The organism is Acinetobacter kyonggiensis (assembly GCF_900107285.1).
Lineage (GTDB): Bacteria > Pseudomonadota > Gammaproteobacteria > Pseudomonadales > Moraxellaceae > Acinetobacter > Acinetobacter kyonggiensis.
The window spans coordinates 224,472-244,706 of the sequence record NZ_FNPK01000001.1 but is presented as its reverse complement, the minus strand read 5'-3'; the positions used below and the strand labels follow the sequence as shown (position 1 = coordinate 244,706).

Below are 20,235 nucleotides of genomic sequence, written 5' to 3'. Positions count from 1 at the left end.
ATGGCAACGATTTTGTCTATGGAGGATAGAATGAAAGCATTAATGATAGCGGATGAAATTGGTCAATTTCATTGGTCAATGCTCAAATCTGTTCTTTTGATTTTGAGTTTACTTCCCATGAGTCAAGGTATTTTAACTTTATGGCATGCGACAGAGGGAAGTAGCCAAATTATGGTGGGCTTTTTTGCCATCAGTGTATTTAGTACCTTACTGGTACTGTGCTTTTGGTCTGCATTGAAAGCGACTGTATTAAGCTTAAAACAAGAACAGATTTCAGCTTTAGAACACCGTGTGGTCAAAATTTATTGTTATATTCCAATGTTTTTTTTAGCAACCATGATGTCTTATTTAGTGACTCAATTATAAAATGATGTGTATAAAAAACCGAGGCATTGACCTCGGTTTTTTATTTCATTGTAAAAGCCCCTCCCTTTTAAAAAGGGAGGTTGGGAGGGATTGGTATATGTTTACTTCCTAAGCCGCTATTGGATTGTGGAAATATTTAATCCCCCTAAATCCCGCCTTTTCCCAAGAGGGACTTTTCTTCCTTTAATAATGGAGATAGAAAGGAATTTTAACGCCGTGATTTAAATGAGACATCTACTTCACGTGGACGATAAATCCAACCTAAAATTAACAACAACAATGAAAAAGCTAGAATCGGCCAATCACTGAGGCGCATATATAAGGTTTCGCCTTGCATGGCTGGCAGTTCACCGCGAAGAACCGCTGTTTGATCCGTAGGCGCTTGCTTTACAATATGCCCGTTATGATCGATAAATGCAGTCACACCAGTATTGGTGGCGCGAATAAACCAACGGCCATTTTCTTTGGCGCGCATTTGCACCATTTGTAAATGCTGCCAAGGCCCTGCTGTACCAGTAAACCATGCATCATTGGATACAGTCACCAAGAAATCACTTTGACGGGCATTACGACGCGTCAGGCTTGGATACGCCACCTCATAACAAATCGCAGCACCTAAAGGATGGTTTTTTACCTCCAATGGCTTTTGCTCACGTGCACCACGCGAAAAACCGCTCATCGATGGGTCATTTTGCAATGCAGGTAACACCCAACTGAGCCAACCTGAGAGTGGAATATATTCACCAAAGGGGACTAAACGCTGTTTTTTATACAAACCTGTAGATTCATCACCTAAAGCCATGATGCTGTTGTAATACATTGGATGCTGCTCAATTTGAGATTCCTTTAGATCCCAATAAGGAATACCCGTGACCCACGCTGTGCCTGATTTTTCTGCTTGAACTTTCATTGCATCAAGGAAGGGTTCAATATCGGTTTGGAACAGCGGAATTGAGGATTCAGGCCAAACAATGAGATCACGTCCCCATTCAGTTCGACTTAAATTGGCATAGATCATCAAGGTTTTCACTTGATATTCGGTCAGCCATTTTAGATCTTGAGGAATATTGCCTTGAATTAAAGAGACAGAAAGTGGTTTGGTATTTTTAGGTTGAACAAAGCTGAGGTAGGAAGCGCCCCAAGCACCCAAAAGTAAGAGCGCTGAAGGAATGAGCCAAAATAGCCATTTATTCAGGATTTCAACCAAGGCGCAGGCTAAAATAATCACCACAAACGAAACACCAAAGATCCCGAATAACGGTGCATAGCCATCTAGGAAGCGTTCAGTGAAGGCATAACCGGCAAATAACCATGGGAAACCAGTAAATACCCAAGTTTTTGCCCATTCAAAAAATACCCAAAGCGGTGCAAAGGTAAGGGGAGTTTCAGGAAAGAAGCGACGGTATAGCCATGTCTGTAAAGCAGTAAATAAGCCCATCAGCAAGGCCATGAAGGCAATCATCAGAACACTTAAAAAAGCACTGGTGTCGCCATAAACATGGATAGAGGTATACAGCCAAAATGCACCGACAAACCATAAACCAAAGCCATAAGCCCAACCCATACCAAAGGCTTGTCGAGCAGAGCGTTTACGCAGCGAAGCATAGAGTAAAGCGGGTGACAGCAGTGCCAGCCACCAGTAATAATAAGGTGCCAGCGCAAAGCTGAACATGGCACCTGAAAATAATGAAATGAAAAAGGGGTAAATAAACGGGAGCTGTTTTTGTTGTTGGGATGAATTGAACAGCTTATTAAAGTAAGTTCTCATTTACGGACAGCTCGAATCAGATGAATAGTGCGGGCATCTGCTTCTATAATGGTAAATTGCCAATTCTCAAGCTCAATGATTTGACCTTGTAAATCGCTGACTAAACCCATTTCTTGAAGCAATAAACCGCCAACAGTTTCTACTTCATCATCGGAAAAATCAGCATCTAAAACATTGTTAAAGTGTTCAATTGGTGTAAGTGCTTGAACTAACCACGTATTTGCCGTTTGAGGATCATTGTCAGGAATGATGAATTGTGCTTCTTCATCGACCATATCATGTTCATCTTCAATTTCACCGACAATTTCTTCTAAAATGTCTTCTAAGGTAACCAATCCAGACGTTGTGCCATATTCATCAATCACTACAGCAATATGGGTCTGGGTATTTTTTAACATACGCAGAACTTGGTCAGATCGCGCACTTTCAGGCACAAATATGGGTTGACGCATCAAGGCACGAATATCGACTTTATTGCTCGGTTCAGTCAAATAAGGCAATAAGTCCTTTGCCAATAAAATACCCACCACATTGTCGGGTTGGTCGGATGAAAATACTGGAAAACGAGAATGTGCCGACTCTACAAGGGTATGTAAGATGTCCAGTAACTGATCATCTTCTTGTAAGCTGATCATTGCAGTTCGCGGGGTCATGACCTCACGAATTTTTGTTGCAGGAAGGTCAAGTACGCCTTCAAGCATTGCAACAGTATCGGGTTCTAAAAAACGACGTGAATCTTGTACTAATTTTAGCAGTTCGTCGCGAGTTTCGGGTGCAGTGCTTAGCCATTTGCGTAAGCCACGCATGCCCCACGACGGGCCTGATTCCTCGTGCATGATCTTTCCTAAAGACTCTTAATATCTAAAAAAACGAATTTTATCATACCCGAGAAAATATAGATGTCTATCTCTAAAATTGCTGTATTGCATGAATATATCAGTCATTCTGCCTGCTTATTTTAAACTGTATTTTTAAGCAAATAATGGCATTTAAGTTTATGTTAAAATAGCGAGGATTTTTTAATACCGAGTTTACCGATGTCTGAACCGCTTGTTACGCCAACTCTTCAGCTAAATACACGAGGACTGCGTTGTCCTGAACCTGTAATGATGTTGCATCAAGCGATTCGTAAATCCAAATCGGGTGATGTGGTTGAGGTGTTTGCGACCGATAATTCAACCTCATGGGATATTCCAAAATTTTGTATGCATTTAGGCCATGAATTATTATTACAAGAAGAAGTGCTAGATGAAGCGGGCAATAAAGAGTTTCATTATTTGGTCAAGAAAGGCTAATTCAGAATATTGTGTGCTTTATTTTAAGATGACATAAAAAATCCCCTCGAAAGGGGATTTTTTATTGAATATTACATATTCGGGTATGAGAAGCACTGCTTCGCAAGATGAGACAGGGAAAACAGAGTTTGACCCTGTCGCAAGGAATATTACATATTCGGGTAATTAGGACCACCGCCACCCTCAGGCGTGACCCAAGTGATGTTCTGTGAAGGGTCTTTAATATCACAGGTCTTACAGTGCACACAGTTGGCTGCATTAATTTGGAAGCGTTTAGAACCGTCATTCTCTTCCATAATTTCATACACACCAGCAGGGCAGTAACGCTGAGCAGGCTCATCCCATTTTGGCAAGTTGACGTTGACTGGAATAGAGGCATCGGTCAGTTTCAAATGCGCAGGCTGATTTTCTTCATGTACAGTATTGGATACAAATACAGAAGACAAACGGTCAAAAGTTAGTTTGTTATCAGGTTTTGGGTAGTTCGGTTTGAATGTAGCCGTATCGACCGTTTTCAATGTGCTGAAATCAGGCACTAAGTCATGCAATGTAAATGGCACTTTAAAGATGTTTTGATCGATAAAGTTAAATGCACCACCAATCCATTGACCAAACTTGTGAAATGCAGGGCCGAAGTTACGAGAGTTGTATAACTCTTCTTTTAGCCAGCTGTTATTGAACTTGTCGGTATAAGCGGTTAACTCTTTCGCAAAGAAGTCTTCACCTTCAGTCACGCGAGCAATCGCAAGATCACCGCCTTTTTCTACACCAGCAGCAATCGCTTCAAACACTGCTTCTGCGCAAAGCATGCCAGATTTCATCGCTGTGTGAGAACCTTTGATTTTAGCAAAGTTCAAGAAACCTGCATCATCACCAATGAGCGAGCCACCTGGGAAGGTAAACTTCGGTAAGGCATTAATACCGCCTTTGGTAATGGCACGTGCACCGTAAGAAATACGTTTCCCACCTTCAAGATATTGCTTGATCAGGGGATGGGTTTTCCAACGTTGCATTTCTGCAAATGGATACATGTTTGGATTGGTGTATGACAAATCAACAATCAAGCCTAAAGTGACTTGGTTATTTTCAGCGTGGTATAACCACCAACCACCTGAAGAACCCGTTTCATTTAATGGCCAACCTGCACCGTGCATCACCAAACCGGGTTTATGTTTCGCAGGGTCGATTTCCCACAATTCTTTAATCCCGATACCGTAGTGTTGCGGATCGGCATCTTTATCTAAATCAAACTTAGCGATCAGGCGCTTGCCTAGGTGACCACGGCAACCTTCAGCAAAAATCGTGTATTTGGCATGCAGTTCATAACCCGGCGTAAAGTTATGGGTTGGTTCACCATCTTTACCAATGCCCATGTCGCCCGTTTGAATCCCTTTGACTGTACCATCGGCATGGTAAAGGATTTCAGAAGCAGCAAAGCCTGGGAAAATTGAAACTTCAAGTTCTTCCGCTTTCGTACCTAACCAACGAACCACGTTACCTAAAGAGATGACATAGTTGCCATCATTATGCATGGTTTTAGGCACCATCCAATGCGGTGCTTCTTGTGATTTTTCATCAGACAACAAGAAATACGTTTTGTCTTCAGTCACTGGAACATTTAAAGGCGCACCTTCTTCCTTCCAGTTCGGGAACAACTCATTCATGGCACGAGGTTCAAGAACCGCGCCAGATAAAATGTGCGCACCAACTTCAGAGCCCTTTTCCACGACACAAACGGACAGATCGTTCAGGTTATTTTCAATTGCAAGTTGACGAATTTTAATCGCTGCAGAAAGACCAGCAGGGCCTGCGCCAACGATGACTACGTCAAACTCCATCGATTCACGTTCGATGTGCTCCATGTAGGACTCCTCATAGTATTTGAAGGTGGCAACCGTAGTGATTTCACTCGGTGCTGCCATGAGTGTTCTTAATGCCCAGACACAATTTTATTATCGTGTCTTTTATATTGTGGGCTAGTATAGTTTTAAACCTTGATCTAGCCAATTGGCTGAATCATATTATTTTTCCGTCAGTAGGGTCTTCATTTATGATTAATCAAAATAATTCACCAAATCCGACGAAAGAAGTAGCTATTGCTGATGATAAAAATTTAATGGGTATTGCACAATACTTAAAAGATGCACAGACCGGTCACAAAAGGTCAATTCCCCCATTGGAGCAATTTACCCCAAAGCATTGTGGCACAATGGATTTAAAGGTGAAAGCCAACGGAGAATGGTGGCACGAAGGTCAATTGATCAAACGTCAGGCCCTGATTGATCTGTTCTCCAGCGTACTTTGGAAAGAACAGGGGAAGTTCTATTTAAAAACCCCAGTCGAACAAATTGAAATTGAGGTGGAAGATGAACCTTTATGGGTGAATCAGGTTGGTCGAGTGGAAATTGATGGGAAAAATTACCTTCAGTTGACTACCACCACGCAAGATATAGTCATTGTGGATGCTGAACATGCTATTTTTATGCGCGACTATGTTGCTCATGATGGATCGGTTGAGTTACGTCCTTATGTCCATGTGCGTTTTGGTCTTAATGCTTTAATTCAACGTGCCGCTTTTTTTCATTTAATTGAAATGGGGCAACTGCTTGAAAATGAGCAAGGTGATACCATCTTAAGCCTACAAAGCGGTGATTTTTACTTGCAATTAGGCACCTGAGGTTTAAGCTTTGTTCTCTCCCTTTTTGAACTGCTGAAAAGTGAAGCTATGACAGCCATTCATCCTATTTATCCTTTAATAGATCCAATGCCCAAGGCACAATCTCATGCGCCGATCGGAATTTTTGACTCTGGAATAGGTGGGTTGTCGGTGGCACAGGATATTGCTCGATATTTACCCAAAGAGCGGATTCTTTATTATGCTGATACTGCACATGTGCCCTATGGGCCACGTGACGATCAGAATATTCGTGAATTGACGGCTCAAGCGATTGAATGGTTATATCGGCAAGGTTGTAAAGTCGCGGTGGTGGCATGCAATACGGCATCTGCTTTTAGCCTTGATTATTTACGTGATTATTATGGTGAAGATTTTCCCATTATTGGCTTAGTACCCGCTTTAAAACCTGCGGTCTTACAAACAAAATCAAAAACGGTGGCTGTACTGGCAACGCCAGCGACTTTTCGCGGCAAACTGATTCAAGATGTCATGCAGCGTTTTGCACTTCCTGCCCACGTCAATGTGATTCCTGTGACTTGTCTGGATTTGGTGCCTTTTGTCGAAAGTGGCACACAAATGAGTACAGCATGTTTAGCCATGTTAAAAGAAATATTACAACCTGTGGTGGATCAAGGTGCTGATTATTTAGTTTTAGGTTGTACTCATTATCCCTTTCTAAAACCTGCAATTGAGTCTATTTTTAGTCAGAAACTGACATTAATTGACTCTGGTGTACCAGTTGCGCGACAAACAGCCCGAATTTTGATTAAAAATGAGTTATTATTTGAGCAAGATCAAAATGACGGTGTGCGGATTGAATGTCATGTGAGTGGCAATAACGCAGAAAACTTAAAAACTGTGTTGCAATACTTGATTCAAGATGATTTAACTTGGAATATTCGTAATATTGCTGTTGAATAAGCAATCAAACGCGAATAGTCTTTTGAAATATAGTACAAAAAATAAATTTTAGATTAGGTCATCGGATTACATCTCCATCTGCTCAGCATAACTACAGTTGGAGGGAGATGTAATGTGCAATTGGAAGAGGATAACCAATGCTCGATAAGCGTTATCAGGTTTTTATTTCTATGTCTGGCAGTGAAATGCAGCCAGAGCGTATCATTTTGGCTCAAACTTTGGTGGGCATGGGATTCTTTTCGTGGGGCTTGGAGCAAAGGACACCTTTAAGTACAGCATTTGCACGTCGTCAAATTGATGATTGTGACTATGTGGTGATTCTTTTGGGCAGTCAATACGGTGAGCAATCTGTGTCTGGTGTCGGCTATATGCATTTAGAATATATCTATGCAGTCACCAAACAGAAACCCATTATTGTATTTATGCATGAAGACCCATTATCTCGGGATTTATCTTTGCAGGATCAAAAGCCAGAACTACGCGAGAAGTTTTTAGAATTTCGTAAATTATTACAACAAGAAGCGGATCAAATTTTTACCTATCGCAGCATGCGTGATTTGGAAATGGCCGTACGTTTTAATATGCCGCAAATGTTAGAACGCTATCCTGTTTCAGGCTGGGTGAGACCACAAAACACCCAGTTGTTGCATGATGAAATTGATCAGTTGAAAGTAAAAATTGAGCAACTTGAAACTGAAGTGGGTAAGCGCGAGGTCGATCCGTTCTTAACTTTGCCCAAAGTTTCCATGCATGAAGTCTTTGCTTTTGAATATCGCATGCATGCTTATCAGGACGGTAATTTTAAAGAACTGAAAATTCAAAAGAAACTGACGTGGGCACAGTTGCTGAGTATTTTAGGCACCATGTTTCTTCATCCAACCCCAGAAGAATATTTTTCTAAATGTATGAATGAATATTTAAATGATAATGGTTTGGCGGATGCACGACTCGAAATGCCTCGTGCACATGCGGTTGCCCGTTCACAAATCAATATTCGGGCATTGCACAGCATTAAAATGCAAATGCGTCAAAATGACTGGATTATTCAATCTGGACGAGATGACCGTCAACGCATGTTGTGGCATTTAACGCCGAAGGGACAGAAATTACTGGAAAGTAATTTGCTTGATAATAATCGTGTTTTTCAATTTAACTCATCTTATTAATGGATATGGCGAAGGTGTAGAAAACTGTTAAAGTAAACCCAGTTTATTCATATTGGAATAGGGTTTGATGTTTTCTGCACCTCAAGCAAAAGTCACCATTATTTTGGCCAATTTGGGTACGCCAGACGAACCCACTGCTGTTGCAGTTCGCCGTTTTCTGAAGCAGTTTTTATCCGATCAGCGTGTGATCGAAATTCCCAAGCCAATTTGGCAAATCATTTTAAGACTCTTTGTTTTACCCTTTCGCCCAAAACGTGTTGCACATGCGTATGCCATGGTCTGGGGGCAAGACTCACCGATGCGTGAAATTGTCTTGCAACAAGTGCAAGCGGTTCAGCAGCAATTGACTCAAGACTATCCGCAATTTGAATTAAATGTGGTGCCTGCCATGAGCTATGGCAATCCGGGGATTCAAGCTTTACTGCAAAATTTAAGTGCAAATGTACAAGATCACATTATTCTCTTGCCTTTGTTCCCTCAATATTCGGCTACTTCTACTGCGCCACTGTATGATGCGATTGCCAAGTGGATCTTGACTCAGCGTAATTTGCCGGGCTTGTCGATTATTCGTGATTATTATCAGCATCCTTTATATATTCAGGCTTTGGCGCAAAGTGTGCGTAACTATCGCGCTGAGCATGGCAGTGCCGAAAAATTATTGATGTCATTTCACGGTATTCCACAGCCTTATGCAGATAAGGGCGATCCCTATGCCGATCGTTGTCGTATTACAGCGCAATTATTAGCGCAGGCTTTGAATTTAGCAGAGGATCAGTGGGCGATCAGCTTCCAATCACGTTTTGGTAAGCAGGAATGGGTCAAACCTTATACCGATGTCATATTGCAGCAATGGGCAGAGCAAGGGGTAAAGTCGGTACAGATTATGAGTCCTGCTTTTTCAGCAGATTGTTTGGAAACGCTAGAAGAATTGGCGATTCAAAATGCAGACTTGTTTAAGTCGGCAGGAGGACAAGACTATGCTTATATTCCCGCCTTAAATGCCGATACAGATCATTTGGCATTGCTCACAACTTTGCTTCAAGCTAATCTTGATGCCTTAACGCAAACATTAGCTCACTAATTTCATCGAGGTTTCGCCATTATGTTGCAAGTCAAAATTGTCCCTGTTACGGCATTTCAACAAAACTGTTCAATTGTCTGGGATTCTGAAACCAAAGAAGCAATTTTGATTGATGCTGGTGGTGAACCTGAAAAACTGCAAGCTGAAGTCGACGCTTTGGGTTTAACGGTGAAAGCCTTATGGTTAACGCATGGACATTTAGACCATGCAGGGGCTGTGGGTGCATTAAGCAAAGTGTGGCATGTACCTGTGATTGGGCCGCATAAAGAAGATGCTTTTTGGCTTGATATGATCCAAGAAGTATCTGCAAAGTATGGTTTTCCTATTCCAGAAAAAGTTGAAGTAACGCAATGGCTAGAAGGCGGTGAAGTACTGACGTTGGGTGATGAAGCATTTGAAGTTCGTTTTGCACCGGGGCATACCCCAGGTCATGTGATGTTCTATAACCAGAATTATGGGTTGCTTTGGACAGGTGATGTGTTGTTTAAAGGTTCAATTGGTCGTACAGATTTCCCCCGTGGTAATCATCAACAACTGATTGATTCGATTAAACGTGAATGTTTTAGTCTGCCAGACGCAACGCAATTTATTTCAGGACATGGGCCTTTAAGTACCATTGGTTTCGAAAAACAACATAATCCGTTTGTTGCAGGTAAGGCTGGTTAATCTTTTTCTTTGCGTCGAGATTGATGAATCCATTTCATCAATCTCGACGAAATGGGTTGCTGTTGTGCTTCTTTAATTCTAAGGCGATGATAATGGTTGCTAAACAAAATAAGATGCCAATAGCCATAATAATGACATCATGGTGATAAATTCCAAAACCTAAACTCGTAAGACTGAGTAAGGTAAATAGAAAAAATAGAATTTTTAAGTATGATGGTTCCATTTTCATTTCCTTATATTTATCAAACCATTATAGTTTAAAAAATGAGCCATGATTATTTTTTATCAGCTATTCTTTTGATCAACAAACAAAAAAAATTTGAATGGTTTTCAATAAGATATTTTGTAGTCTTTTATCGATAGTTGCTACCGTTCAGCACTGTCGATGATTGCAATGGCTATGCTTCTTTTTAGCCTTAAAATAAAAAGCTGGATTCTAATTCATGCGGTTGAGGTTGATGAGTATCATTCATCAACCACTGCATTGATTTTTCGGGAAAGGTAATTTTAAGCATAAAACCTTAAAACTGATCTTCTTCCCGACCGCCATCGGCTTGGGGTGCATCTTGAGTCGGGAGTTTATATTCATCATTGGCCCAAGCGCCTAAGTCAATCATTTTGCAGCGTTCAGAACAAAAAGGACGGAATTCATTGCCTTCCCAAGTTGAAAGATCACCACAGCGTGGACACGGGAAAGTACGAGGCATGTTGTGCTCCAGATAAAAATGATGATTCGATTAGGCAAATACAGTCGCTCTTGCTAGACTTGAGCCGATTTTTGTTAGTTTGATCTGATTATGCCAATTCGTCAATTTCAAGCACAGCGTATGCATGCGCCTCGTGATTTTCAAATGATCAGCCCAGATCCCATTTGTGTGGAAATTGGCGCAGGTAAGGGCAAACATGCCTTGTTGTTTTCGGGACAAAATCCTGAAAAAAAGTTAGTGGCGATTGAACGCACCCGTGAAAAATGTCTGGCTATGCATAAGCAGCATGTCCTAGAAGGGCAGGCGAATTTACAGCCGATTCATGCTGATGCAATGCCGTGGATTGTACATGCATTGAATCCTGCTCAAGTGCAGCAATTTTTTATTTTATATCCCAATCCTGAGCCACATAATCCAGCGCAGCGCTGGTTAAATATGCCCTTTTTTGAATTTTTATTGTCACGTTTACAGGTCGGTGGAACAATCACATTGGCCAGTAATATTGCTGAATATATCGCTGAAGCAGAGCAGAAGTTGATTGAAGTATGGAAACTTCCTTTTGTGAAAGAAGTGATTGCTGAAACCTCAGCACGCACACATTTTGAAATTAAATATTTGCAGCGCGGTGAATTGTGTCAGCAATTGATCATCACCAAGCCAGAAGGTTATCGTACCCGTTTTGACGATTTTATGCCTTTACAGGGGCAGAGTGCAGCTCAGCAAATAGCTTTAACTGCTGCACCTGAAAAAGCTGAATGAGTGAGTCATGAAAAAGCGTGTTGCAATTATTGGTGCTGGCCCTGCGGGTCTCATGGCTGCGGAAGTTTTAACTCAGTCCGATTATGAGGTGCATGTTTATGAACAGAAACCTTCGGCTGCGCGTAAGTTTTTAATGGCAGGTAAAACAGGGTTAAATATTTCCCATGCTGAACCTGTGGCCCAATTTATTGAGCGCTATGATCAAGCAGAGTGGCTTGAACCGTGGGTGAGACAGTGGGATGCCGTCTGGATTCAAAGCTGGATGAAAGATTTGGGCATTGAATCCTATATTGGTTCATCTGGGCGGGTTTTCCCGATTGAAATGAAAGCTGCCCCTTTATTGCGTGCATGGCTGAAACGCTTGCAGCAACAGGGTATTCAGTTTCATTATCGGCATCAGTGTTTAGACTTAAATGCAGCGGCACTGACGGTCAAGGACTTAGTGAGTGAACAGGTTACAGTACAGAGTTTTGATGCAATCGTGCTGGCTTGCGGTGCGGTGTCTTGGTCAAAATTAGGCAGTGATGGTGCATGGCAGCAATGGTTGGCACAGGGTGAAATTGAAGCTTTTCAAGCCAGCAATGCAGGCGTTGAGCATCAGTGGTCTAAGTTTATGCAACCTGTTTTCGGTCAGCCGTTAAAACGGGTTGAAGCATGGGTGGATGATCAAACCAAAACCATGGGTGATATTGTGATTAGCCATTATGGTTTAGAAAGTGGTTTGATCTATAAGCAGGGCCGTGCATTGCGTGAGCAAGTGAAAAATGGTCAGACGATGCAGCTATATTTGGATTTACTGCCCGATCAAACCATTGCGCAATTAGCCCAAAAATTACAACCCAGTAAAAAACAGTCGCTCAGCAATGTCTGGCGTAAGGCTGGCTTGGATTCAGCCAAAGCCAGTTTAGTCCGTGAATTGGTTGCCAAAGTGCTGTGGAATGATCCTTTGGTGCTGGCGCAAAAGGTCAAACATCTGCGGATTGCCATCAGTGGTTTTCGCCCCATAGAAGAAGCCATTAGCTGTGCTGGCGGAATAAAGCGCGACGTACTGACTGAACAACTACAATTACGTTCGAATCCACAGGTCTTTTGTTGTGGGGAAATGTTGGATTGGGATGCACCGACGGGCGGTTATTTACTGACTGCTTGTTTTGCAACTGGTCGTGCCGCAGCTGAGGGTGTGCAAAACTATCTTTCTACGCAACAATAGTTGGCGATTTTTTGAAGCATGATCAGAAATATGCTAGCTTAAAAACTCCCTCATGATAAAAATGAAGTCGTTTATGGCTGAAGAAAGTCGATATACAGGAAGTTGTTTGTGTGGCGGTCTGCGCTATGAAATTCAAGGTGAAATTGGTGACATTGTGGAATGTCATTGCCGAAAGTGCCGCAAAGCCAATGGCACTGCTTTTGCAACCAATGCACCCATTCAAAAAGCAGATTTTAAAATTGTACAAGGTGAGCATTTATTGAAAAAGTTTCAATCGACAGCCACTACACAGCGTTGTTTCTGTGCCGATTGCGGCTCACCGATCATTAGTATTAAAGCGGAAACACCTGATGTCTACCGTTTACGTATCGGCACATTGGATACAGCACTGACACAAGCGCCAACACAGCATATTTTTGTGGCCTCTAAAGCGGAATGGGACACCATTTGCGATACTTTGCCGCAATATGCTGAACGCCCATAATGTTTCGCTATTAGCTACTCAAAGGGATCAAATGATCCCTTTTTTATGGGGCTGATTTTGTTGCTTCAGATGGTGTCATTTCAGGATATTGCGATTGCCAATGTTCAAGCTGTTCTTGCGCATGTAAAAACTCACCTAAGCCTTTGTCTTGATCCTCTGATTTTTTCATCTCTGCTGCTTTTGGTTCTTTGTTCTCATTATAAAGCTTGGCTTGTATTTGCCAATATTCTGCAATCAAGCCTTGAATATAGCGACCTTGCGCCGTTTTTAAATCCAGTTCTTTCAACATGTTGAGTGCCGACTGAATATTGTCCCGTTTTCGCTGATGGGCAAATTCATTGGTCAGTGAACCTGCTTCTCGCATTTTGCTTAGTTCATCTTCCATGTCATCGCTCATTTGGGTAAAGCGCTGATCAAAGTCGGTCAGTAAGGCAATATCATGTTGATCATTTGGCGTTTTTTCAAAAGCTTTCACTGGTTCAGTAATCAACTCCTGCATGACTTTATCTTCAGGTTGAATTTTATCGTTTTGGTCGGTGGCATTTTTACTGTTATCACAAGCACTGATTAGCAAGCTTGAACAGAGTAAAAGAGGAAAACCCAATTGTTTCATTTGAAATTTTTTCATGATCATTCCTTTATTGCGAATCAATTTTTTTAAAGTCATAAGCATAGGTTAAATAGGGAAAAGCAATTTCATCTTGAGCTTGTTTTCCAGTGTACTTGAAAACAATCTGTTCAAATTGGGCTTTTAACTGTTGCTGTTCGTGTTCTGGCATTGCGGCAATAAAACTGGTGGAAAGTAAGCGTTTAGCAACGACATTTTCCACAGTACCTTTATGTGCTTGTTGAAAGGTCTGTACATGATCCAGTTGAAACAATGTTTGCTGCTCAAAGACCTTTTTCCATTGACCACTATGATAACGAGGTGTGTTACCCTCCAAAGGTGCAATCATATCCGCGAGGGCTTTGACCCAATCGACCTGAATATCACGTTGATTCCAAATCAGAGCCAAATGTCCAGTAGGTTTGAGCACGTGATGAATTTGCTGTAATGTTTCAAGATTGGCAAACCAGTGAAATGATTGTGCGCAGATGACAGCATCAAGGCTATGTCTGCTTAAGGGCAGCTGCTCGCTCGATGCTTGCAGTGTTTGAACGTCTGGATAGGCGCTTTGTAATTGTGCCAACATTTCCTGAATTGGTTCAATTGCGGTAATGTGTTTTGTGATCTGTTGTAAGTAAGGTAAGAATTTGCCAGTACCCGAACCGAGATCAATTACCTGTGATTTTTCGTCAAGTTGGAGCTGATCTTGCAACCAATGTACGATGTCTTGTGGATAACTGGGGCGAACCTGTTGATAGAGTTCTGCTGCTGAACTGAAGCCTTTTTGAGCGGCTGGATGTAGTGATTGTGTCATATTTTGCGCTTTTTAATCTTCTGAGCATCTATAAAATAACATATTGGCTTTTGGTAAATAGGCACACTGTCTATTTGTTTTATTGACTCTAAAAACAAGGGCCGATTTGCTTCGGTGTGGAAATGGATAAACACATTATTTTTGAAGACGAACAAATTCGGGTCATTTTTTTAAGAGGCTCATCGGATGAATTGATTTTCTCTTTTGGTGACTTAATTACGCGTGCCAAAGGATTGTCGATTAATGCTGAAAAGTCACTTTCTAAATATGATTTTAATGTCATTGGCATTATGCCGAAGCAGAAATCGTGGTTTCCTGAAAGCTCAATGCGCCAGATGTTTGCCGAAATTCAAGAGCTGATTGCCCCATTTAAAACCCGTATTGGTTATGGCGGTTCAATGGGCGGTTATGCCGCGATTAAATATTCGAATTTGCTCGATTTAAAACGTGTGGTTGCCCTCGTGCCACAGTATTCAATTAATCCTGACGATGTTGAAGACCCGCGTTATAACATGTTCTTTCACGCGGAACTGAATGCCAACATGCAAATTCAGCCGCAAGATGTTTCTGCTGAGCGTGAATACATTGTGGTTTATGATCCGTATTGTCCAGAAGATCGTGCGCAATATGTAAAGCTCGAACAAGTGTTACCGCACATTCATACCTTGAATTTACCTTTTACTGGGCATGATGCCATTGCGGTACTGGCTAGTTCAGAATTATTACATGACTTTCTGTTGCATGATTTTGATGCCACTTACTTTTATAAAAAGATTCGTCAGGTCAAAAAGAACAGTAAGTTTTATTACCGTAAAGTGATTGAAAATTTATTGCCACGCCATAAAAATGCTTTGGGTTCAATTTTAATTAACAATGACTTACAGCTCGATAATCAGTTTTTTGATGCAAAGTTGAAACAACAGTTATTAAGAGAATTGTTGAGTAATAAGCAAGTCAGTCAGCAAGATTTAATGAAACTGGGTATACAGGTCAATTTACCGCAGGAAAACCGCAGCCAGTTACTTGACTCGTTTGGTCATGGCTTGGTGTTTAATGTGATTAGCCAAAAAATTGAAAGCTATGCCGCCAGTGCGATTGCTTTAAATCATAAATTTTTGATTCCAATTTTTGCTAAGGGTAGTGCTTTGGTACAAATTACTTTAAATGATGAACGCTACGTGGTGGCGATGAATGATCGCCACGTCATAAAATTATTTAAAGAACACGAGCCTTTAACAGCAGGCATGCACCCGATTGTAATGAAAAAATATAGTGATTTTTATGTGCTCAGTTATAAGCATTTAAACTTAAATAATAATGAATATGGCAGTCATGACTTTATTGAAGACACGCCTGAAACGGCTCAATTCGTGACTCAACCGTTTCATCCTTAAGCATGATTGAGTAGCTTGTTATTGTTTAAAATAAACTCGACTTTAGTCTGATTTTTGACCACTTGCTTTATATTTTAATCGGTCTAAGATAGAAAATATAAGGCAAGTTCAATTTGCTAAATATCGAAGAATAAACAATAAAGGGTGCTTTAGGATGAAACATGATTTTATACCGACTGTGCTTTTAGCCATACTCGCTCTATTGCTACCTTCCTATGCATTTGCCCAGATTCCTGATAGCTCGTATATCATTATGGGCAGCGGATTGCTTTTGGTTTTCGCTTTAGCAATGTATGTGTTTAGCCAAATACGCAAGTCTATCCAAGTCCATATGAATAAACCCACTAAATAGTGGGTTTTTCATAACAAGTGTTTAAATTGAGTTGAAAAATATGACAAAGTTGGCTTTGAATCTCTAAAATGAATTTGTAGATTTCTTTTAAAATTAGCCAAGGAATGCTTGATGAAAGCCGTATTTTTAGATTATGAATCACTGGATCAACATGATTTGGATTTGAGTGCATTAGAGGCCAGTTTTGACGCGTTAAGTTTATATCCAAGTACCAGCCAAGCGCAGTTATTAGAGCGTGTGCAATATGCAGATGTCATCATGAGCAATAAAGTGATAGTCGATGCAGCAACCATTCAACAATGTCCGAATTTGAAACTGATTTTAATTTCTGCAACAGGCACCAATAATATTGACCTAGTTCAAGCACGTGCGCAGGGCATTGTGGTGTGTAATTGTCAGGGCTATGGCACTTCTGCTGTGGCTCAGCATACCTTAACTTTAATGTTGGCTTTAGCAACCTCATTGCTTCAATATGATCGTGCGGTGCAGCAAGGACAATGGAATAAATCACCCATTTTCTGTTTGTTAGATTTCCCCATTGTTGAACTGGAAGGTAAAACTTTAGGGGTTTTGGGTTATGGTGAATTGGGGCAAGCGGTGGCCAAATTAGCCGAAGCCTTTGGCATGAAGGTTTTAGTGGGCTCTTTGCCAAACCGTCCGAGCGATAGCAGTCGTATTCCTTTTACAGCATTATTGCCACAAGTCGATTTCCTCAGTCTGCATTGTCCATTAACAGAAGATACTCGTGACTTGATTGATGCCAAGGCCTTTGATGCAATGAAACCGAGTGCATTTCTCATTAACTGTGCACGTGGCGGAATTGTCAATGAAGCAGACCTTGCTGATGCCTTAGTTCAAGGCAAAATTGCAGGTGCAGCGACTGATGTATTGACGGTTGAACCCCCGAAAGAGGGCAATGTCTTGTTAGATTCTCATCTTCCTAACTTAATTGTTACGCCACATAGTGCATGGGGCAGTGTAGATGCACGTCAACGTATAGTGCAGCAGATGGTGGACAATGTTACGGCTTTTAAAGCAGGTCAGCCGATTCGACAAGTGAATTAACCGACATTCTGCGTATTGCTCTCTCAAAATAAGAGAGGGGATATATTATAAATTTATGCTGCCTTTGCTTGGTGTCTGCGGTGCTTCTGTTGTCGGTGTTGGAGCAGGTACAGATTCAATACTGCTAGATGACTGGCTTAAAGGGTGTGAAATAATGGGTGCAGGCTGTGTATTTGGGCTGCCGATGACAGCATCCTTGGTCTCATTTATTTTTTTGTTAACGGTTGCTGCTGCTTGTTGAGATTTTTCTTTTGCAAGCACGGATGTTTCAGTTGCCCGTACTTTGCTTTCTTCCCAAGCATTATCCACTTTAGGTTTTACTTTGGCGATGCCTTTTTGCGCTGCATGATCGACTTTATCCGCTGTATTTTGTGCAGCTTGTTGCGCCTTATATCCCAACACTTTAAAGATATTCGGGTTGTCGCCATAAGCAGGTGCTGTTTTAGTTGCTGGCGTTGTTTCTGCTGCCGATGTAGTTTGGATAAAAAGGCAAGTGGAGGTTAAAATTACACTGCTCAATAGCGCTGTTTTCATCAGTTTCATATCGGTATTTATTCCTTTTCATTGTCGCAATCATCTACGTTCTAGATTTATTGTAATCGCGAATGAAGCGGTTAAACAAAAATATGCTGAAATTGATACAGCCTTACAACAGGCTTATACATTTACTGCTACAGTGTGAATGGCGTAATAAAAAAAGCCCCCATTTTCTATAAAAAAGAGAGCTTTTAGTGCTGCATCAGAAACCAATTATTCACATTGTGCGAGTGCTTCTTTGGCAAAGTAGTTACGTAGTGCAAGGAAGTTCTTTTGTACCGTTGCATCGTGTAGGTCGAAATTGGTTGCGGTGCTTGTACCATCTTTTGCAAAACTTGCAGAACCGCCTGAAATAAGGGTTAAACTTTTAAATGACCATTGTTCTACGGCTTTGCCTGCTTTTAGGTTGCCAGTAAATTCAATCACGCATTTGTCACTGAATTTAGTCAATTTGGCTTTGTTATTGGTGGTGTCTGGGTAAACGTCTAAGTTTTTTACTTCTTGTAGGACGCCAGTTTCAAGTTGTGGGATTTTGGGTGCAGATGTACATGCAGTAAGGGCAACGCTAGCAAGACCAGTCAAAATAAGAGTTTTAAGTTTCATAATATTCTTTCTTGTTGAGTATTGTTAGTTTGAGTATATGAAATTGGTGGAAAAATACCTATAGTTTTTCTAGTTCAAAAAGATAATTAATAAGTCAAATGGATGATCATAAAAACTAAAGTCTAGGAAGAGAGAATTTATAAACATCAGATCATCTAGCTATCAGAATATCGTCATTCAGTGATTTTAAATTCAACGGACTTGATAGGCTGCACTACTTGAACCATAGGTTTTGACTTGTACAAAACGGCTGGGATGTAAACTGCGTTTATAATACACCTTGGAATTTGGACCAGAAATTCTAATTTTATTGACAGCTTCAACATATACAGTGGTGTCAGGTCCGATAACATTCACAACAGGACAGTTTCCTTTGAGTCTAATAGTACTATCTGGTGCGGGTATGGTGACATTACGGCCTTCGCAGTCGTAGGTGGCAACTGTGTCTGGTGAACTGACTATAATTTCGGTACGAGTCAGTTCAGTATTTGCCTGTGTATGAGTAATGTTTAAGGTAATTGCAGTGAACAGAAGAATTTTCTTATACATTATTTTAATTCCATTATTATAAGTAATTATTTTTTATCATCTTTAATTGTTTTTTTCCAGCGCTGAAAATATTTTAGATGAAAAATAGAGTTTTTATCTTGTTATAGTTTCATAGCTATACATTAAATATAGCTATGATTTAGTACTGTTATTCATGCTCTAAATTAAAAATTTTACTGTTCAATTACCAAGACCATATTTTGGAAAACTTTACCTTTATTATTTTTTAATACACCGATACATAGCTTTTCAGGTGCTTCAATAAAAGTAATATTACCCCACGCAGTTGTTGATTTACATTCCTTTTGTTTTATTTCACTGGCAGCTTCTAGGTTTAATTGATGCTGTATATCTAAAGCTAGGACTTGTGATAATGCATCGAAAGCACCATTGGTCTGAGTAAAAAATATCGCATTATTATTTGCATCCCATTCTGTTAACGGTGCCTTTTTTTGACTGATGTAATTATATAAGCGCTTTGTAGATGAATGATTATCAGCAGCATTTTTAAATTCAGCTTTAAGACCAAAGGTGGCTGTTACATCTGGTTTTTCTCGAAAAGAAAGTCGTGCAAATGGAACAATTTTAATATCAGAAGGTTGATTTAATGCCAGTATTTTAAGGGATGTATCTGTTGAGTTTTTTTCCAAAGCAGAAGTAATTTTTTTATTTACTATTGCATCAAATTTAATGGCTTGTTTTAAATTACTTTTAGAGATTGCAGATCCATTCATTTTTTTATCAATTGCTGTAGCTACACCAACGCCAATGAGTCCAAACATACCTGAAGCAGGGTTAGAAAGTGCATTACTTGCATCACCAACTGTAATTTGACTTCCTTCAATAAAGTGATCACCACCACCAGATTCTGTCATCGCAGAGATTTGTTCCGATGATACAGAAAGTGTGGTATTGCTACCTTTAGCAGGATATTGAATTGATTTTGTCGTTGCACACCCAGTTAAAATAATAGTGCTTGCGATTAAGCTTAGAAATGTTTTATTCATTAAAAAAATTGACCTAAAGAATGATTTATATATTAAAAATATGCAGTATTTTATTTCGAAATTTTGCCATGCAATGATAAATTATAATTATGACAATTGTTTGATTTATAGGTCTTTATTTAATCAAATGATATTGATAATTATTTATAATATTTAGTTAAAAAGATAATAAAAACCCGCTCTAAAGCGGGTTTTTTAAATTTAGCT

At 40.4% G+C, this 20,235-nt stretch carries 23 protein-coding genes; 12 read left to right on the top strand and 11 right to left on the bottom strand.

Going from position 1 to position 20,235, the window contains the following annotated elements; translation table 11 throughout:
• Positions 1–30 precede the first annotated feature (30 nt).
• Positions 31–366: a hypothetical protein gene (locus BLV99_RS01185; RefSeq protein ID WP_086183901.1), complete on the top strand. Its 336-nt coding sequence runs from the start codon at positions 31–33 to the stop codon at positions 364–366.
• A gap of 208 nt (positions 367–574) precedes the next feature.
• Here the strand turns inward: BLV99_RS01185 and lnt are convergent, their stop codons facing one another.
• Together lnt and BLV99_RS01175 are read right to left on the bottom strand one after the other, a co-directional pair.
• On the bottom strand, positions 575–2,134 hold the full coding sequence (gene lnt, locus BLV99_RS01180; RefSeq protein ID WP_092686910.1) for an apolipoprotein N-acyltransferase: 1,560 nt from the start codon (positions 2,132–2,134) through the stop codon (positions 575–577).
• Positions 2,131–2,970, bottom strand: a complete 840-nt coding sequence (locus BLV99_RS01175) for an HlyC/CorC family transporter (RefSeq protein WP_092686907.1) — start codon at positions 2,968–2,970, stop codon at positions 2,131–2,133. The genes lnt and BLV99_RS01175 overlap by 4 nt, the downstream gene beginning before the upstream one ends.
• Positions 2,971–3,171: 201 nt before the next feature.
• On the opposite strand from BLV99_RS01175, the gene tusA reads away from it, so the two are divergent.
• Entirely contained in the window at positions 3,172–3,429 is a 258-nt protein-coding gene (gene tusA / locus BLV99_RS01170; RefSeq protein WP_092686904.1) for a sulfurtransferase TusA, read from the top strand.
• A 149-nt stretch (positions 3,430–3,578) separates the two neighbouring features.
• Here tusA and BLV99_RS01165 read toward each other — a convergent pair whose 3' ends face one another.
• Positions 3,579–5,291 (bottom strand): electron transfer flavoprotein-ubiquinone oxidoreductase, encoded by a 1,713-nt coding sequence (locus BLV99_RS01165; RefSeq protein WP_086183898.1) that lies wholly within the window; start codon positions 5,289–5,291, stop codon positions 3,579–3,581.
• A 188-nt stretch (positions 5,292–5,479) separates the two neighbouring features.
• On the opposite strand from BLV99_RS01165, the gene BLV99_RS01160 reads away from it, so the two are divergent.
• The 5 genes from BLV99_RS01160 to BLV99_RS01140 all read left to right on the top strand — a co-directional run bounded on the left by BLV99_RS01160 (position 5,480) and on the right by BLV99_RS01140 (position 9,940).
• Positions 5,480–6,106: a DUF1285 domain-containing protein gene (locus BLV99_RS01160; protein ID WP_086183897.1), complete on the top strand. Its 627-nt coding sequence runs from the start codon at positions 5,480–5,482 to the stop codon at positions 6,104–6,106.
• Positions 6,107–6,154: 48 nt separating this feature from the next.
• Entirely contained in the window at positions 6,155–7,027 is an 873-nt protein-coding gene (murI, locus tag BLV99_RS01155; protein ID WP_092686901.1) for a glutamate racemase, read from the top strand.
• 137 nt (positions 7,028–7,164) lie between these two features.
• Positions 7,165–8,193 (top strand): DUF4062 domain-containing protein, encoded by a 1,029-nt coding sequence (locus tag BLV99_RS01150; protein WP_086183895.1) that lies wholly within the window; start codon positions 7,165–7,167, stop codon positions 8,191–8,193.
• Positions 8,194–8,260: 67 nt separating this feature from the next.
• Positions 8,261–9,274, top strand: a complete 1,014-nt coding sequence (hemH, locus tag BLV99_RS01145; RefSeq protein ID WP_092686898.1) for a ferrochelatase — start codon at positions 8,261–8,263, stop codon at positions 9,272–9,274.
• A gap of 21 nt (positions 9,275–9,295) precedes the next feature.
• Positions 9,296–9,940, top strand: coding sequence for an MBL fold metallo-hydrolase (locus BLV99_RS01140; protein ID WP_086183893.1), 645 nt, complete (start codon positions 9,296–9,298; stop codon positions 9,938–9,940).
• Positions 9,941–9,977: 37 nt separating this feature from the next.
• Here the strand turns inward: BLV99_RS01140 and BLV99_RS01135 are convergent, their stop codons facing one another.
• Together BLV99_RS01135 and BLV99_RS01130 are read right to left on the bottom strand one after the other, a co-directional pair.
• A complete protein-coding gene (locus BLV99_RS01135; protein WP_092686895.1) occupies positions 9,978–10,163 on the bottom strand; it encodes a hypothetical protein in 186 nt (61 codons plus the stop codon).
• 298 nt (positions 10,164–10,461) lie between these two features.
• Positions 10,462–10,647, bottom strand: coding sequence for a DNA gyrase inhibitor YacG (locus tag BLV99_RS01130; protein WP_092686892.1), 186 nt, complete (start codon positions 10,645–10,647; stop codon positions 10,462–10,464).
• A gap of 84 nt (positions 10,648–10,731) precedes the next feature.
• Here BLV99_RS01130 and BLV99_RS01125 point away from each other — a divergent pair, with 84 nt between their 5' ends.
• The 3 genes from BLV99_RS01125 (at position 10,732) to BLV99_RS01115 (ending at position 13,100) form a co-directional block, all read left to right on the top strand.
• The gene (locus BLV99_RS01125) at positions 10,732–11,406 is read left to right on the top strand and encodes a class I SAM-dependent methyltransferase (protein ID WP_171259136.1); all 675 of its coding nucleotides are present in this window, start codon (positions 10,732–10,734) and stop codon (positions 11,404–11,406) included.
• 7 nt (positions 11,407–11,413) lie between these two features.
• A complete protein-coding gene (locus BLV99_RS01120) occupies positions 11,414–12,616 on the top strand; it encodes a TIGR03862 family flavoprotein (protein WP_092686885.1) in 1,203 nt (400 codons plus the stop codon).
• A 73-nt stretch (positions 12,617–12,689) separates the two neighbouring features.
• Positions 12,690–13,100 (top strand): GFA family protein, encoded by a 411-nt coding sequence (locus BLV99_RS01115; RefSeq protein ID WP_092686882.1) that lies wholly within the window; start codon positions 12,690–12,692, stop codon positions 13,098–13,100.
• A 43-nt stretch (positions 13,101–13,143) separates the two neighbouring features.
• On the opposite strand, the gene BLV99_RS01110 is transcribed toward BLV99_RS01115, so the two are convergent.
• Entirely contained in the window at positions 13,144–13,728 is a 585-nt protein-coding gene (locus tag BLV99_RS01110) for a hypothetical protein (RefSeq protein WP_092687133.1), read from the bottom strand.
• Positions 13,729–13,738: 10 nt separating this feature from the next.
• The gene (locus tag BLV99_RS01105; RefSeq protein WP_092686879.1) at positions 13,739–14,521 is read right to left on the bottom strand and encodes a class I SAM-dependent methyltransferase; all 783 of its coding nucleotides are present in this window, start codon (positions 14,519–14,521) and stop codon (positions 13,739–13,741) included.
• A 122-nt stretch (positions 14,522–14,643) separates the two neighbouring features.
• Between BLV99_RS01105 and BLV99_RS01100 the strand changes: the two genes are divergently transcribed.
• A complete protein-coding gene (locus BLV99_RS01100) occupies positions 14,644–15,915 on the top strand; it encodes a hypothetical protein (RefSeq protein WP_092686876.1) in 1,272 nt (423 codons plus the stop codon).
• A gap of 463 nt (positions 15,916–16,378) precedes the next feature.
• Positions 16,379–17,332 (top strand): 2-hydroxyacid dehydrogenase, encoded by a 954-nt coding sequence (locus tag BLV99_RS01090; RefSeq protein ID WP_092686870.1) that lies wholly within the window; start codon positions 16,379–16,381, stop codon positions 17,330–17,332.
• 45 nt (positions 17,333–17,377) lie between these two features.
• Here the strand turns inward: BLV99_RS01090 and BLV99_RS01085 are convergent, their stop codons facing one another.
• The 4 genes from BLV99_RS01085 to BLV99_RS01070 all read right to left on the bottom strand — a co-directional run bounded on the left by BLV99_RS01085 (position 17,378) and on the right by BLV99_RS01070 (position 20,028).
• Positions 17,378–17,875: a hypothetical protein gene (locus tag BLV99_RS01085; protein ID WP_092686867.1), complete on the bottom strand. Its 498-nt coding sequence runs from the start codon at positions 17,873–17,875 to the stop codon at positions 17,378–17,380.
• Between the two features lie 207 nt (positions 17,876–18,082).
• Positions 18,083–18,472: a hypothetical protein gene (locus tag BLV99_RS01080; RefSeq protein ID WP_004649957.1), complete on the bottom strand. Its 390-nt coding sequence runs from the start codon at positions 18,470–18,472 to the stop codon at positions 18,083–18,085.
• Positions 18,473–18,664: 192 nt separating this feature from the next.
• Positions 18,665–19,021 (bottom strand): DUF3060 domain-containing protein, encoded by a 357-nt coding sequence (locus BLV99_RS01075; RefSeq protein ID WP_092686864.1) that lies wholly within the window; start codon positions 19,019–19,021, stop codon positions 18,665–18,667.
• Positions 19,022–19,194: 173 nt separating this feature from the next.
• Positions 19,195–20,028, bottom strand: a complete 834-nt coding sequence (locus BLV99_RS01070) for a hypothetical protein (protein WP_092686861.1) — start codon at positions 20,026–20,028, stop codon at positions 19,195–19,197.
• Positions 20,029–20,235 lie beyond the last annotated feature (207 nt).

Excerpts from the sequence above, each read along its gene's own strand:
- BLV99_RS01185 (WP_086183901.1), top strand. The coding sequence starts at position 31 with ATGAAAGCATTAATGATAGCGGATGAAATTGGTCAATTTCATTGGTCA.
- lnt (WP_092686910.1), bottom strand. The coding sequence starts at position 2,134 with ATGAGAACTTACTTTAATAAGCTGTTCAATTCATCCCAACAACAAAAA.
- BLV99_RS01175 (WP_092686907.1), bottom strand. The coding sequence starts at position 2,970 with ATGCACGAGGAATCAGGCCCGTCGTGGGGCATGCGTGGCTTACGCAAA.
- tusA (WP_092686904.1), top strand. The coding sequence starts at position 3,172 with ATGTCTGAACCGCTTGTTACGCCAACTCTTCAGCTAAATACACGAGGA.
- BLV99_RS01165 (WP_086183898.1), bottom strand. The coding sequence starts at position 5,291 with ATGGAGCACATCGAACGTGAATCGATGGAGTTTGACGTAGTCATCGTT.
- BLV99_RS01160 (WP_086183897.1), top strand. The coding sequence starts at position 5,480 with ATGATTAATCAAAATAATTCACCAAATCCGACGAAAGAAGTAGCTATT.
- murI (WP_092686901.1), top strand. The coding sequence starts at position 6,155 with ATGACAGCCATTCATCCTATTTATCCTTTAATAGATCCAATGCCCAAG.
- BLV99_RS01150 (WP_086183895.1), top strand. The coding sequence starts at position 7,165 with ATGCTCGATAAGCGTTATCAGGTTTTTATTTCTATGTCTGGCAGTGAA.
- hemH (WP_092686898.1), top strand. The coding sequence starts at position 8,261 with ATGTTTTCTGCACCTCAAGCAAAAGTCACCATTATTTTGGCCAATTTG.
- BLV99_RS01140 (WP_086183893.1), top strand. The coding sequence starts at position 9,296 with ATGTTGCAAGTCAAAATTGTCCCTGTTACGGCATTTCAACAAAACTGT.
- BLV99_RS01135 (WP_092686895.1), bottom strand. The coding sequence starts at position 10,163 with ATGGAACCATCATACTTAAAAATTCTATTTTTTCTATTTACCTTACTC.
- BLV99_RS01130 (WP_092686892.1), bottom strand. The coding sequence starts at position 10,647 with ATGCCTCGTACTTTCCCGTGTCCACGCTGTGGTGATCTTTCAACTTGG.
- BLV99_RS01120 (WP_092686885.1), top strand. The coding sequence starts at position 11,414 with ATGAAAAAGCGTGTTGCAATTATTGGTGCTGGCCCTGCGGGTCTCATG.
- BLV99_RS01115 (WP_092686882.1), top strand. The coding sequence starts at position 12,690 with ATGGCTGAAGAAAGTCGATATACAGGAAGTTGTTTGTGTGGCGGTCTG.
- BLV99_RS01110 (WP_092687133.1), bottom strand. The coding sequence starts at position 13,728 with ATGAAAAAATTTCAAATGAAACAATTGGGTTTTCCTCTTTTACTCTGT.
- BLV99_RS01105 (WP_092686879.1), bottom strand. The coding sequence starts at position 14,521 with ATGACACAATCACTACATCCAGCCGCTCAAAAAGGCTTCAGTTCAGCA.
- BLV99_RS01100 (WP_092686876.1), top strand. The coding sequence starts at position 14,644 with ATGGATAAACACATTATTTTTGAAGACGAACAAATTCGGGTCATTTTT.
- BLV99_RS01090 (WP_092686870.1), top strand. The coding sequence starts at position 16,379 with ATGAAAGCCGTATTTTTAGATTATGAATCACTGGATCAACATGATTTG.
- BLV99_RS01085 (WP_092686867.1), bottom strand. The coding sequence starts at position 17,875 with ATGAAACTGATGAAAACAGCGCTATTGAGCAGTGTAATTTTAACCTCC.
- BLV99_RS01080 (WP_004649957.1), bottom strand. The coding sequence starts at position 18,472 with ATGAAACTTAAAACTCTTATTTTGACTGGTCTTGCTAGCGTTGCCCTT.
- BLV99_RS01075 (WP_092686864.1), bottom strand. The coding sequence starts at position 19,021 with ATGTATAAGAAAATTCTTCTGTTCACTGCAATTACCTTAAACATTACT.
- BLV99_RS01070 (WP_092686861.1), bottom strand. The coding sequence starts at position 20,028 with ATGAATAAAACATTTCTAAGCTTAATCGCAAGCACTATTATTTTAACT.